This window comes from Marinifilum breve, assembly GCF_003202155.1.
In the GTDB taxonomy this organism is placed as follows: Bacteria; Bacteroidota; Bacteroidia; order Bacteroidales; family Marinifilaceae; genus Marinifilum; species Marinifilum breve.
The window spans coordinates 216,761-230,135 of record NZ_QFLI01000002.1 but is presented as its reverse complement, the minus strand read 5'-3'; the positions used below and the strand labels follow the sequence as shown (position 1 = coordinate 230,135).

Below are 13,375 nucleotides of genomic sequence, written 5' to 3'. Positions count from 1 at the left end.
GTTGGCTCTATTTTTTTCTAAGGTAAATGTTGTTGTTGATGGTTTTTACTTTAAAATTCACGCCACCACCATTAATTTGGGCTTTAATTTTATTGCCACCACCAACATACGAAAGACCTTTTTTTTCTTTTGCATCAACTTTAATGTCAAAATCGGTATAGAATTCGCCATTAATGCTACTCAATGCTATATTGGCCGGCGTATTGGAAGGCATTTTAATATCTACTGTACCATTAATTGCCGAGATAGAAATAGGACTTTCCTGGTTAATTCTATTAAAGTTGATGTCTACATTACCATTAATCAAATCAAGAATTACAGGACCTGTAACTTTATCAAGCTTGACACTTGGCATTAAGGTGTTAATTTCTATTTCTGAGCTGAAATTATTAATCTCAATGGTTTTTGATGAAGCAAATGGACTTTTGCAGTTAATTTTAAGGTTTACGCCTTTAGGGATTTTAAAGAAGTAATATTTGTGCTGGGTAACTTTACCTAATCCCGTTAAGGTAAGAATTGATCCTTCTTTTGACGAGTTGATTCCAATATTGGTGTTGTCATCTAGTCCACTACCATAAATTGGTTTTAAACCTTTGGCTCGTGCTGGTATTTTTTGCACATAATTCGTCTCGATGATCAATTTTGAACCAGTGTGTTCTTCAACTTTAATCTCGCCAAGAAGATTTTCAATGCAAATTTGATCGCCTTGTCTAACTTCCAATTCATAATTTTGGGCTTTAAGGTTTAATGCCCCTGTAATCAGGAAGCAGATAATTAGGAGTCTATTCAGTGTATTCATTATTCGATGTTTTAAAAATTGATATTAATTGTGCTGCCGGCATATTGTATTTCAAAATCTATTCTAAACAAAAACTTTAATTCCTTCTTTGGCCATTTCTTTAACAACCGGAAGGCTCTTGTCTTCTTTCATGATCTCCTCCAGTAAGATTTTAGCCCTATTCTCTTGAATATCGATGAGTATATTGATCAAAGTGATTTGAATAGAAGGTTCTTTTTGATTTTTTAAGGCTTCGAGATATGCATTTCTTACCAAGGGATGCTGTGCGAATTTGGTTAGTGCATTTGCTGCTGCCATTCTAACGTTTACATTGGCATCACTTTGTAAGGTTTGAACCAATACAGACAAAACTTTATCATCTGCGACATCTTGCTTCTCCAAAATGTTAACAGCCTTTAATCTCTGGCTACTGGTTGGTTGCTTCAAAGTAGCCATTGTTAAATTTTGCTTCATATTATTTAAATCCGATTGCAAACTTGCAATCACCATGCTTTGATCATTGGTAGAGGGTAAGTTTTTACCTAATAAAAACCCAACTCCGAAAATGATAAGAATAGCTGCTGCATACTTCAGGAATTCACCAAATTTATAATTGTTTTGTTTTTGATCCGTAAATTGATTCGATTCCTGTCGCTGATTTTCTTTCTCCTCTTCTAATAATTGGTTGAACTTCATACTTAAATTAGCACTTGGCTGTTCATCCTCAATATCATTTATCATATGCAAAAATTGTTTGGCATGTTCGTATTCATTCCTGCAATTTTCACAAGAGGTAAGATGGCTTTCAACTTCATTGGCCTGTTCCTGATTCAAATTGTTGTCTAAATATTCTATCAGAAGATCTTCTATGTATTTGCAATTCATTCTTGTTTAATTTAAGCCAGTTTAAAATAAAGTTCTCTTAGCTTGTTGATTGCCCTGTGGGCTTTTACTTTCACAGCTGTTTCGCTTAGGCCTGTTATTTCGGCTATTTCACGGTATTTTAAACCTTGAAATCTACTGAGCTCTATGATCTCTTTTTGATCTGTTTGTAGTCCGTCCATCGCCTCATATAAGATTCTCTTTCTGGATTCCTTTTCCATTTCTTCTATGGCCGAATCGGTTTCATATTCTATTTTTTCAGGTTCACTAAAGTCTGAAATCAATAATTTATTATTCCGATAATAATTTGCATGAACATTTCTTGCAATCTGATACATCCATGATCGGAATTTGTGTTGTTCATTATAAGTCTTTCGATAGGTCAATATTCTTCTAAATACCGACTGTACAAGATCTTCACTAATGGATTGGTTTTTTGTCAATCTCAGAAAGAAATTATATAGTCTTAGATGGTATTTCTCGAACAAAGGTGATAATGCATTCAATTCACCAGATCTTACCAAAATCATTAATTGTTCGTCATCTTTTTTCTTCACAATAAAATTAATTGCTAGCGTGTTTTGTTCTTAGTTCTGTATTGGTTACCCGCTAATGTTGGAATGGTTACAAGGCAAGTTAAAATTTTCTTGAAAAAAATCCGAGATACAGTTATTCTAGATTCGTAAATTGTTGATATTTTACGAGATAACTGTTTGAAGATTATGTGGAAATAAAATATTATAATGCATCGAGAGCCTTTTTAAACGTTTCTAAAACTCTGATTCTTGCAAATTTGTGATCGATCATTGGCTTTGGATAGGCATCAGTCCCGAATTCAGGCACCCATTTTTTAATGTAGGTAAAATCAGGATCGAATTTCTTCTGCTGCTCAATTGGATTGAATACCCTGAAATATGGAGCAGCATCACAGCCGCAACCTGCTACCCATTGCCAATTGCCATTATTGGCTGCCTGATCGTAATCGAGCAAATGATTGGCAAAATAAGCTTCACCCCAACGCCAATCTATTAAGAGGTCTTTAACTAAAAAACTGGCAACAATCATTCTAACGCGATTGTGCATGTTGCCTGTGGCCTTTAATTCTCTCATGCCGGCATCCACAATCGGAAAGCCTGTTTCACCATTTGACCATAGTTCAAACTCTTCTTCATTATTCAACCATTGAATATTGTTGTAAGCTGGTTTAAAGCATTCGCTTTCAACTTTTGGGAAGTTGACTAAGATCTGCATGAAAAATTCTCGCCAGATAAGCTCATTTAAAAATTGGTCATCACCTTTTAATGCTTCTTGTACTGCCTGACGAACACTAATGGTTCCAAAACGAAGATGAATACCCAGGTTTGAAGTGGCTTTTAAGGCAGGAAAATTTCTACGAGCATCATAATTGTTGAGCATATTTTCAGACAAGTTAATTGTAGGGATCTCAATTGAAGATTCAGCAAAACCAATCTCAGATAAAGATGGGATTTCCTGGTACTCAACTTGTGTAATGTTCGAGGAGTTTAGTTCATAGGAATAGGGTAGATGATCTTTTGAATTAAACTCAGAACGCCATTTCTTCATGTAAGGGGTATAAACCGTATAGGGTTTTCCATCTTTTTTTAGGATTTCGTTCTCTTCAAAAATGACTTGGTCCTTGAAAAGTTGAAATTCTATTTGTTGAGATTCACAAATGTCTTTGCAGTTTATGTCTCTGGACGTAGCGAACGGCTCGTAATCCTTATTTGTATAGATCTTCGCTATTGGATATTCATTAATTACCTGTAGTAGGCATTCCTGTGCCAGCCCATGCTTCACGATTAAGGAAGATCCCAGTTGTGAAAGTTGTTGGTTGATTTTTTGAAGTTCGGTGTGAATGAAATTTACTCGAGCATCATTTCTGTTTTCAAGTTGATCTAATATTTCTGTATCGAAATTGAAGTAGAATAAAAGTTTGTACTTCGATTGTAAAGCGTGATAAATTGCTGCATTATCGTGCAATCTTAAATCTCTTCTAAGCCAAATTAGAGCGTATTTATCCATTATTGTGGTTTATTGTTTTTTCTTAATACAATATTAACCAGAAAATGTTCAATATTGGTGATAAAAAAATGCCCGAACAATCTGCATTTTGTTCGGGCATGAGAACTTAAATTCTTGTTTGTCCGTCGCCGGTAATAATCCATTTGTAAGAGCACAATTCCTCCAAAGCCATAGGTCCTCTGGCATGAAGTTTCTGCGTACTGATACCAATTTCAGCTCCTAAACCAAATTGTGCACCATCGGTAAATGCAGTTGATGTGTTAGAGTAAATAGCAGCTGCATCAACCATTGAGTAAAAGGTATTTACAGTTTCTTTGTTCTCGCTAATAATGGCTTCACTGTGCTTTGAACTGTACTTGTATATGTGATCTAAAGCTGATTCAAAATTATTTACTGTTTTGATTGACATTTTGTGACTTAAGTACTCTGTTCCATATGAATTTTCATCTGCTTGGTGTAATAGCTGATCGGTATATGAGCCTTTCAGAATGTCAAACAATTCTTGATCTGCATAGATTTCTACATTTTTATCTTTTAACTGATTTACAAGCTCCGGAAGATCATTGATTCTATCGGAATGGACAATGAGACAGTCAAGGGCATTACAAACGCTTACACGTCTTGTTTTGGCATTGTAAACGATATTTTTCCCTTTTTCAAGATCTCCATCTTTGTCGAAATAGGTGTGCACAATGCCAGCACCAGTTTCAATTACTGGAATTTTAGAATTTTCACGAACCGAGTAGATTAAATTCTGTGATCCTCGTGGAATCAGAACATCCACAAATCCTTGTGCATTCATTAGCTCCACTGCAGCTTCTCGCTCAGGCGATAACAACTGAATAATTTCCGGATTGATTTCCTCTTCTTCCAATGTGTTTTTAATGATCTTCACAATGGCCTGATTGGAGTACATGGCATCACTTCCGCCTTTTAAAACACAAGCATTTCCCGATTTTAAGCAAAGTGCAAAAACATCAATGCTTACATTTGGTCTGGCTTCATAAATAACGCCAACAATGCCCAAAGCAACGCTTATCTTTTCTATAAGCAAACCATTCTTCAGCCTCTTTTCAGATAATTTACGTCCCAGTGGAGAATCTAATCCGGCAACATTTTCTACATCGCTAGCAATGCCATTTATTCTCTCTTGATTTAGTAATAATCGATCATACTTTGGATCGTAAGTCGACATGCGATCCAAATCCTTTTGGTTTGCTTCCAAAATAGCAGAGCTGGAATCAACAATTGCTTTGGATAGTTTCAAAAGAACTGCATCAATCTTTTGGGTAGATAAAAGAGGCATTTTTCTCGATGCTTCTTTGATTTTATGGAATTGTTCAATGGTATTCATGGTATTTGAATTTATATATAAGGTAAAGGTGTGTAATTGTCAGTAAATTAATTGTTAATATAAAAATAAAAAGTCGTAATGAACCAATGGTCTTGCTCCACTTTTACCAATATGTTGCTCAGCTTTGATTTTGTTGTAAGAGGTTTTACCTAAACCCAAGACTTTACCTGCTTGATTCATGATTTTTACAATGTCTCCCTTTTCAAAAGTTCCTTTAATTTCAGTTATACCAATAGGTAACAAACTTGTGGCATTGTTTGAATTTAAAGCTTCTTCAGCACCAGGGTTGATCATTACATGGGCTTTCTCGAATCCATCGGATCCTGCTAACCATTGCTTTACTGTTGATGCTTTTTTATATGCTATAAATTCGGTATGATCCACGTTTTCATGATCTGCTATTAAATCCAAAACAATATTATCCATTGAACCATTGGCAATGTGCACAGGTATTCCTGATTTTGCAATTCTTCCTGCAATACTACATTTGGTAAGCATTCCTCCACGCCCAAAATTTGATTTTTTTGTAGTGATATACTGTTTAAGTCGGTTGATATCTCCATTAATGGTTTTCAGCAGTTTTGCATTAGGATCTTCTGGATTTCCCGTATAGATCCCATTAATATTGCTCAACAGATAAAGTGCCTTACAGTCCATCATCGATGCGATAAGACCAGAAAGCTCATCGTTATCGGTAAACATCAAAGCGGTAACTGAAACGGCATCATTTTCGTTGATTACTGGTAAGACCTCATTGGATAGTAGGGAGCTGATACAGTTTTTCATATTCAAATAGTGCTCTCTAGTTCTAAAATCCTGCTTTGTAACCAAAACTTGTGCACATTGCAAGTTGTGTTCATTTAAATATTTTGAATAGATGTTTAGCAGCTCAACCTGTCCAACCGATGACCATACCTGCCGTGCCGAAATGGTATCTGTTTTTTGATCCAACTTTATTTTATTTCTACCAACAGCTACGGCTCCTGATGATACAAGGATGCATTGGTATCCTAACTTTTTTAATTCTGATATCTGAAATACAATATTTTTTATTCTCTGCTTGTCGATTTGCCCATTACTTTTGGTAAGTACATTTGAGCCTATTTTGATACAAATTCGCTTCATGATGTTTGATTTACTATGGTGTACGAAATTTCATCCTGCGACCTTAATTTTGGGGCTGCAAGATGCAAATAACTGTATTGCATATTTTTCAAAAAAATACAATAAGTACTTGTATGCCTATCTCGTAGTAACTTACTACTTAAAGCAATACTTCAACTGCTAATAAATTATCGTACCCACACGGGAAAGCGAAAAGAATTGGAGGATTTAGGGAAATGAGGGGCAATGAAAGAGTTGGATGTACCACAGAGTGATACAATCAAATCAGCTTTTTTGTGTAATAATCTTAAGTCTTTCATAACGGAATACATTTGCTTATTAAGTTTCCCCCTTAATAAAACCAAGTCAAATATAAATATTCTTTTTGGATTTAAATCATTGCAAACTAGCTTATTGTATGAGGGTATGCTTTCGAAAAGCTTTGCGAAAATCATATTTGAATTGGAAAGGTTTTAAATCAAACTTCTGTAATGTGTAGAAAATCAATAGCGTAGGACTGTGTTGGGATGGAAACTATAATGTTTGTTAAAATTTTTCAAATAAGATTTTTTCAGCCCTGATTTTGTATGTTCAATTCTTATCTTTGTTTGAGAAATTATAAAAATCAAGATATACTATGAATAAAAATCCTTTATTAGAAGAATTTTCAACACCATACGAATCTGTTCCGTTCGATAAAATTGAATTGGAGCATTATATGCCGGCATTTAAACAAAGTATTGAAAATGCCAGAATTGAAATTGATGAGATAGCCAATTCTACTGAAGAACCTACTTTTAAAAATACTATTGAGGGCCTTGAATATTCAGGTCAGCAACTGGATAGAATAGGTTCGGTTTTCTTTAATTTAAATCATGCGCACACCAATGATGAAATGCAGGCTATGGCGCGTGAAATATCGCCTATGCTTACAGAATTCTCTAATGATATCATCATGAATGAGAAACTCTTTAAAAGAGTGAAGCAGGTGTATGCGAAAAAAGATGAGTTTGATTTGAATGTAGAACAGACCAAACTTTTAACGGATCGATACAAATCGTTTGTTCGATCGGGGGCTGATTTGGATGAAGAGAAGAAAGGGAAAATCAGAGAAATCTCGAAAGAACTATCAAAATTAACCTTGCAGTTTGGCGAGAATGTATTGGCGGCAACCAACAATTTCGAACTTCATTTAAGCAAGAAAGAAGATGTTGCAGGCCTGCCTGAAGGAATACTTGAAGCGGCATCGGCTTTAGCCAAGGAAAAAGAGAAGGAAGGATGGATCTTCAACCTTCAATTTCCTAGCTATGTTCCTTTTATGCAATACGCTGACAAGCGCGAATTGCGAGAGAAAATGTTTAAGGCCTATTCTTCGCGATGCTTTAACGACAAATTCGACAATCAAAAGACCATACATCGCATTGTAGAATTGCGTTTGGCTAAAGTTCATTTGTTGGGTTACGAAACCTATGCTGACTATGTATTGGAGGAAAGAATGGCCAAATCGGCAGACAATGTAATTAATTTTTTGAATGAGCTTTTGGATGCTTCTATGCCGAAAGCGCAAGAGGAATTTAAGGAGTTGCAAGAGTATGCAAAATCGCTTGGCGCAGATTTCGATTTGCAAAGATGGGATTGGGCTTACTATGCTGAAAAGCTAAAGACCGAAAAATTCGACATCAACGATGAAATTACACGTCCTTACTTTGAGTTGGAAAGGGTGAAGAAGGGAATTTTTGACTTGGCTACCAAATTGTATGGCATTCAGTTTAAATTGAACGCTGATATCGCCAAATATCACGAAGAAGTGGATGTTTACGAGGTGTTGGATAAGGAAGGAAACTTTTTATCGCTGTTCTACGCCGATTTCCACCCAAGAAGCACAAAACAAGGTGGAGCCTGGATGACTTCATTTGTAGATCAGTACAAGAAAGAGAATAAGGACTATAGACCACACATTTCCATTGTATGTAATTTTACACGCCCGACCGAAACCAAGCCATCATTGCTGACTTTTAACGAGGTAACCACTTTCTTGCACGAGTTTGGTCATGCATTGCACGGTATGCTTTCAAAATGTACCTACAGTGCTTTGTCGGGTACTAATGTATATCGCGATTTTGTGGAGTTGCCATCGCAGTTTATGGAGAACTTTGCTTTCCGTAAGGAGTGGTTAGACGAAGTTGCAGCACACTATGAAACAGGAGAGAAGATCCCTCAGGAACTGATTCAGAAAATTATTGATAGCAGCAATTTCTTAAGCGGATATGGTTTTGTTCGCCAGATAAGTTTTGGTTTAAATGATATGGCTTGGCATAGTGTAAAAGAGCCAATTACGAATCCTGTGGGAGAGTTCGAAGATAAGGCTATGGCATCGACAGAATTGTTCTCTAAAGTGAACGGAAGTTGTATGAGTACCGCTTTCTCGCATATTTTTGCAGGCGGTTATGCTGCTGGATACTATGGCTACAAATGGGCCGAGGTGTTGGATGCCGATGCTTTTGAAGCCTTTAAAGAGAATGGCATTTACGATCAAGCAACTGCCGATGCTTTCCGTGAGAATGTATTGGAAAAAGGCGGAAGTGATCATCCGATGAATTTGTACCTGCAATTCAGGGGTAAAGCACCATCGATTGATCCGCTTTTGAAGCGTAGTGGTTTGAAGTAGATATTTGAATTGAAATAACTATAAAGTTTCGTACAGGTATAAAATATAATGTGCGAAACTTTTTTCTTTTATCGAAAGCCCATATATTTGTTCGTGATTATACGAACAGGAAGCATGAAAGAAGTAATTGACGAGAAACAAAAGAGAGCTGCCAGATATGCGAAGGCAATGGGGCATCCTGTGCGTATGTACATTTTGGATTTACTTTCACGACAAACTTGTTGTTACAGTGGGGATTTAAGTAATGAGCTTCCTATAGCAAAATCGACACTTTCTCAGCATCTCAAGGAATTAAAGACTGCTGGATTAATTCAGGGAGAAATTGAAGCACCTAGAATAAAGTATTGCATTAATGAGAAAAATTGGGCAGAGGCAAAGCAGTTGTTCAAATCTTTCTTTAAACTTTAAAAAATTTAACTCTATTGTTCGTGTTTTTGCGAATAACGAAATAATAGAAGATCAATGATATCAATGAAATGTAGACTGAAAAATTTGTGTAGGATAGAATACAATTGGAAGCTAGAGTGGAATACCAGTTGATTTTTTTTGCATGTGTTGTTCGTTTAATTACGAACAAATTGACTGTATATCGGATCAAACACATCAATAATTAATACATGAATGGCAAAATTTTACAAATTATAAATATCACTATAAAATGAAACGTTACTATGTGGTGGCTTTGCTCTTGCTTTGCTCATCAATTGTATCTGCTCAAGCAGAAAAGAATATTTACTCTTTCGATTTTTCGAAATTAAAACCAATTGTACAGGTTTTCGGTACGGCTAAGTATGATGTAAGCAATGATAAATCGGATTATACCATTGGACGGGCTCATCTAGGCTTCCAATATCAGTTTAATGAGCAATGGAGTGCCAAACTGGTGGTAGACAGAGGCAGACCTACACATCTTGAGAATATGATGATCATTGATGAGAATGGTGATGAATTGCAAATTGTTCCATCTTACAAAGAAGGTAGTTATTACACTATGTTCTTGAAGTTTGCCAGCTTAAAATGGCAGGTGAACGACAATTTTAGCTTGGAAGGAGGTGCCATCCTTCAAAACCATTACATTACACAGGAGAAATTTTGGGGATTTAGGTATGTAGCTCAAACCTTTCAGGATATGTATTGGCATATCTCAAGTACCGATTTGGGTTTTATGGCCCGTTACAAACTGAATGATGTCATTTCTTTTGATGCAGCCATAACCAATGGTGAAGGATCGAGAGTGAATCAGGACGAATATGGAAAAGTGAAATATGCAGCAGGTTTGGATGTAAATGTTTCTAAATCCGTAAAAGGAAGGTTGTATTATTACAACAAACAATCGGGTTTCGAAGGTGCCGAAACAGAGCAAATGTATTCTTTCTTTTTAGGATTAAAACCATCAACGAAATATCAAATAGGTACAGAAGTGAACTATATGGAAAACCTTAAAAATGTGGATAATGCTCGTAGTTATGGCGTATCTTTATATGGAAAATACAGTATGAGCAAACAGTCGAAACTATTTGTTCGTTACGACAAGCTGATGAATGAGGGTACATCATCTGGATTACAAATACCATTGGATGGGAATGCAATTATTGCTGGTATCGAATACAGTCCATTAAAGAACATACACCTTTCGCTGAATTACCAAGGCTGGATAGCAGATGAAGTAAGTAGTGAAAATAAGGATCAAATACTCCTAAGCATGGAGTTTAAATTATAATTGTTCAATCAAAAAAACATAAAAATGGAAAACAAAAGTTGTACTTGCGGATCGGATGCTAACAAAATTGTAATGGCTTGTTCGGGAGCTGCCGATGTAGGATTAATTTCTGATAAAGTTGCTCGTGCCTTAAAATTGTCAGGCGAAAGAAATATGAGTTGTTTGGCATTGGTTGGTGCTGGCATTGAAAAATCGATTGAGGGATTCAGAACCAAAGATCTTTTGGTGATAGATGGTTGCCCAATGGCCTGTGGAAAGAAAATGATGGAGGAGAGAAAGATTGAAAACTACAAGCATTTGGTAATTACAGAGCAGGGGTTTAAGAAAGGGGAATCTCCTGCAACAGATGAAAATGTGAAGAAGATTTTTGATATTGCAGTCGCAAATTATTAATGAATGATGAAAAGTATATTATCGGGAATAGCCATAGCAGTCATGTTGGTTTTATTGATTGTTGCACTGGCCTTAAAAGATAAAATGAATGACTTTGTGTCGTCAAGCTTGAAAAATCAGGTATCTGAAGAAGCAAAATCAGAAGGACAAAATCTGATTGATTCACTTTATAACTATACTTTAAATGAGGGAGGTTATCAGCTTACTTTTCTGGAGTTTGGAGCTGAAGGATGCATCTCTTGTAGAAAGATGAAAAAGGTAATGGAAGAGGTGAAATCACAATATCCTAAGAAAGTGAATGTGGTATTTATGAATGCCTTGAAAGAGGAAAGCCAGGATCTGATGAAAATGTATGGCATAGCAGCTATTCCAACCCAAATTTTACTCAATCAAAGCGGGAAGGAGTATTACCGACATTCAGGCTATATCTCTTTTGATGATCTTTCGAAAGAGTTTAAGTGATATAAGAAATCGCTGTCTCACCTGGGGCAGCGATTGTTTTTTGTACTTCATACGCACTTTTAAGCTCTCCTTACACAATGAAAGGGCTTTCTTCGGGAAATAACACAGCATGTTGACTGTTTTCTTATTGGGATACGAAATATAATAACATCTTTTTAAATTATTTTATGCCATTTAAATAATAATGGTGCCTTTTCAGAAAAAATAAAAGCTTTTTAAAAAGTTAAAGGCCTTTTCAAACAATTTGGGACCTATTCGGAAAAGGCAACAAAAATTATAAAAAGAGATTGTAAATAGATAAAATATAGTCTGTTTACCGAAAAAATAATCAACAATTAAAAAAGACAATAGAATTTTAAAATGGACATTGAATCTATATCAATGTTCTATGCAAAATGGCTAATGTTCAAACATAAAATAAGAAGGAAAGGCATTTTTTAACTAAGGGCAGGCTTATTTGTGCGATGCTCGGCATTTTTCTTCAAATAATAGGCAATCATGTATCCGCGCAAGCGTTTTTTATTGTCACGAAATACAAATTTTCCTGCATTGCGAATTTCATCGATACACAGTTTAAGGTAGGTGTAGGTTTTATCGCGAAAGCGCTTGTTTTCTTTTATATCCAAATGGTTTATGTGGTATGTAGCTGCCAAAAGTCCTAAGCTATCAGATAATTCTGAGGCTTTCTCAAGCAATTGCATATCAAAAGACACTTTCTCCAATAAATCTTTATGCGAATCTCCTAATTTAGACAAGTTAGCCAGCGTTTGAAAAAGATTAACATGCTTATTTATCTTTTTCATTCTTTTTAAATTCTTGGATAATTCCTCATCATTTCGGAATGCATAAGTAAAATAATGAACCAGATCTCGGTAAATATCTTTTCCGGCTTGTAATTCTTTCTTCCAGCTTTTATCAAGTTCAGATTGGGTTTCCTTGTAATGAATCCAACAGGTTTGTACTCTTCTGCAGATATCAATTCTGACTACCAATTCATCGATATGTTTTTGATTGATTCCAACTTTAGCCAGTTCATTCAAGTCGTCTTTTGCCCATAATACCAGATTTTCGGCATCCTGCAGATATGTATCAATGGGTATTGTTGGCTCAATAGTATTTTTACTGGAAATCGATTCTATTGCTTTTAAAGAGTTTTCAGGAATATTTAGTTCTGCTATATTCATACTGAGGTAGCTTAAGTAATTGAAAAATTAAATTTAGCAGAATCTTATTATAATATTACATTTTGCATGATTTTATTTTGAGGTTCTAAAATGATGAAAAGTAAGATTTTCATTGAATTCATGTTATCTTTGTTTCAAAATTAAATTAACTATGACCAAAGATTGTTGCAAATCAAAAATCATTAATTACGAGGGGAAGGAATTTGTTTGTTCTCTTGCCTTTACTTTTCAACTGATAGGCGATAAGTACAAATCACTTATCCTATTTCATTTAAAAGATGGTGATATGCGTTCGGGTGAACTACAAAATAGCATTCATGGTATTTCGAACCGAATGTTTACCTTTTCGATAAGAGCTTTGGAGCGTGATGGTTTGGTAAGTAGGGAGGTTTATCCTGAAGTGCCGCCAAAAGTTGTGTATGGTTTAACGGAGGCGGGAAAAAGCATTATCCCCATCATCCTTGAATTGGATAAATGGGGACAAAATTTTGCCAAAGAGAATCACTTGTACTCTCCTGGTGAATAGATTTTGAATACCACTTCCAAAAGATCTTCTGTATGACATATGTTTTGCTTCTTTCCGTGGAATATCGAAGATGTATTTTATTTCTTACTGATTCAATTTATATGCTCAAGCCGCAAGGCTCTGACTTTTTGATTCATCGAATAATTTATACGGGCATTCATGATCTCACTTCGTTCGGTACATTGATAAAAAAGTCAGCAAAAAATCTAGGGCGTGTAAGCTCAAACTACTTCTACTTGAAAAACTTTAAGTGCGGCGGAG

Annotated in this window: 13 protein-coding genes; 6 read left to right on the top strand and 7 right to left on the bottom strand. The window is 35.5% G+C overall.

What is annotated here, in order from left to right; translation table 11 throughout:
• Positions 1–7: 7 nt before the first annotated feature.
• From DF185_RS05085 to proB, 6 genes are all read right to left on the bottom strand, one after another.
• Positions 8–799: a DUF4097 family beta strand repeat-containing protein gene (locus DF185_RS05085; protein WP_110359657.1), complete on the bottom strand. Its 792-nt coding sequence runs from the start codon at positions 797–799 to the stop codon at positions 8–10.
• Between the two features lie 63 nt (positions 800–862).
• Positions 863–1,663 (bottom strand): HEAT repeat domain-containing protein, encoded by an 801-nt coding sequence (locus tag DF185_RS05080; protein ID WP_110360126.1) that lies wholly within the window; start codon positions 1,661–1,663, stop codon positions 863–865.
• A gap of 11 nt (positions 1,664–1,674) precedes the next feature.
• Positions 1,675–2,217, bottom strand: a complete 543-nt coding sequence (locus DF185_RS05075; protein ID WP_133249955.1) for an RNA polymerase sigma factor — start codon at positions 2,215–2,217, stop codon at positions 1,675–1,677.
• Between the two features lie 181 nt (positions 2,218–2,398).
• A complete protein-coding gene (locus DF185_RS05070; protein ID WP_110359655.1) occupies positions 2,399–3,703 on the bottom strand; it encodes a cryptochrome/photolyase family protein in 1,305 nt (434 codons plus the stop codon).
• Positions 3,704–3,809: 106 nt separating this feature from the next.
• Complete coding sequence (locus tag DF185_RS05065; RefSeq protein ID WP_110359654.1) at positions 3,810–5,057, bottom strand: glutamate-5-semialdehyde dehydrogenase; 1,248 nt, start codon at positions 5,055–5,057, stop codon at positions 3,810–3,812.
• A gap of 54 nt (positions 5,058–5,111) precedes the next feature.
• Positions 5,112–6,182, bottom strand: coding sequence for a glutamate 5-kinase (proB, locus tag DF185_RS05060; protein WP_110359653.1), 1,071 nt, complete (start codon positions 6,180–6,182; stop codon positions 5,112–5,114).
• A gap of 616 nt (positions 6,183–6,798) precedes the next feature.
• Between proB and DF185_RS05050 the strand changes: the two genes are divergently transcribed.
• The 5 genes from DF185_RS05050 (at position 6,799) to DF185_RS05030 (ending at position 11,404) form a co-directional block, all read left to right on the top strand.
• Positions 6,799–8,829, top strand: coding sequence for a M3 family metallopeptidase (locus DF185_RS05050; RefSeq protein WP_110359651.1), 2,031 nt, complete (start codon positions 6,799–6,801; stop codon positions 8,827–8,829).
• 114 nt (positions 8,830–8,943) lie between these two features.
• Positions 8,944–9,237 (top strand): ArsR/SmtB family transcription factor, encoded by a 294-nt coding sequence (locus DF185_RS05045; RefSeq protein WP_243421754.1) that lies wholly within the window; start codon positions 8,944–8,946, stop codon positions 9,235–9,237.
• A gap of 250 nt (positions 9,238–9,487) precedes the next feature.
• Positions 9,488–10,549 carry a hypothetical protein gene (locus tag DF185_RS05040; protein WP_110359650.1) on the top strand — a complete coding sequence of 354 codons (1,062 nt, stop codon included), beginning with the start codon at positions 9,488–9,490 and terminating at the stop codon, positions 10,547–10,549.
• 24 nt (positions 10,550–10,573) lie between these two features.
• Entirely contained in the window at positions 10,574–10,942 is a 369-nt protein-coding gene (locus DF185_RS05035) for a putative zinc-binding protein (protein WP_110359649.1), read from the top strand.
• A 3-nt stretch (positions 10,943–10,945) separates the two neighbouring features.
• Positions 10,946–11,404, top strand: a complete 459-nt coding sequence (locus DF185_RS05030; RefSeq protein ID WP_110359648.1) for a thioredoxin family protein — start codon at positions 10,946–10,948, stop codon at positions 11,402–11,404.
• A 437-nt stretch (positions 11,405–11,841) separates the two neighbouring features.
• Here the strand turns inward: DF185_RS05030 and DF185_RS05025 are convergent, their stop codons facing one another.
• Positions 11,842–12,588, bottom strand: coding sequence for a hypothetical protein (locus DF185_RS05025; RefSeq protein ID WP_110359647.1), 747 nt, complete (start codon positions 12,586–12,588; stop codon positions 11,842–11,844).
• 151 nt (positions 12,589–12,739) lie between these two features.
• Here DF185_RS05025 and DF185_RS05020 point away from each other — a divergent pair, with 151 nt between their 5' ends.
• Positions 12,740–13,114, top strand: a complete 375-nt coding sequence (locus DF185_RS05020; protein WP_110359646.1) for a winged helix-turn-helix transcriptional regulator — start codon at positions 12,740–12,742, stop codon at positions 13,112–13,114.
• Positions 13,115–13,375 lie beyond the last annotated feature (261 nt).

Excerpts from the sequence above, each read along its gene's own strand:
- DF185_RS05065 (WP_110359654.1), bottom strand. The coding sequence starts at position 5,057 with ATGAATACCATTGAACAATTCCATAAAATCAAAGAAGCATCGAGAAAA.
- DF185_RS05025 (WP_110359647.1), bottom strand. The coding sequence starts at position 12,588 with ATGAATATAGCAGAACTAAATATTCCTGAAAACTCTTTAAAAGCAATA.
- DF185_RS05080 (WP_110360126.1), bottom strand. The coding sequence starts at position 1,663 with ATGAATTGCAAATACATAGAAGATCTTCTGATAGAATATTTAGACAAC.
- DF185_RS05020 (WP_110359646.1), top strand. The coding sequence starts at position 12,740 with ATGACCAAAGATTGTTGCAAATCAAAAATCATTAATTACGAGGGGAAG.
- DF185_RS05035 (WP_110359649.1), top strand. The coding sequence starts at position 10,574 with ATGGAAAACAAAAGTTGTACTTGCGGATCGGATGCTAACAAAATTGTA.
- DF185_RS05030 (WP_110359648.1), top strand. The coding sequence starts at position 10,946 with ATGATGAAAAGTATATTATCGGGAATAGCCATAGCAGTCATGTTGGTT.
- proB (WP_110359653.1), bottom strand. The coding sequence starts at position 6,182 with ATGAAGCGAATTTGTATCAAAATAGGCTCAAATGTACTTACCAAAAGT.
- DF185_RS05050 (WP_110359651.1), top strand. The coding sequence starts at position 6,799 with ATGAATAAAAATCCTTTATTAGAAGAATTTTCAACACCATACGAATCT.
- DF185_RS05040 (WP_110359650.1), top strand. The coding sequence starts at position 9,488 with ATGAAACGTTACTATGTGGTGGCTTTGCTCTTGCTTTGCTCATCAATT.
- DF185_RS05045 (WP_243421754.1), top strand. The coding sequence starts at position 8,944 with ATGAAAGAAGTAATTGACGAGAAACAAAAGAGAGCTGCCAGATATGCG.
- DF185_RS05085 (WP_110359657.1), bottom strand. The coding sequence starts at position 799 with ATGAATACACTGAATAGACTCCTAATTATCTGCTTCCTGATTACAGGG.
- DF185_RS05070 (WP_110359655.1), bottom strand. The coding sequence starts at position 3,703 with ATGGATAAATACGCTCTAATTTGGCTTAGAAGAGATTTAAGATTGCAC.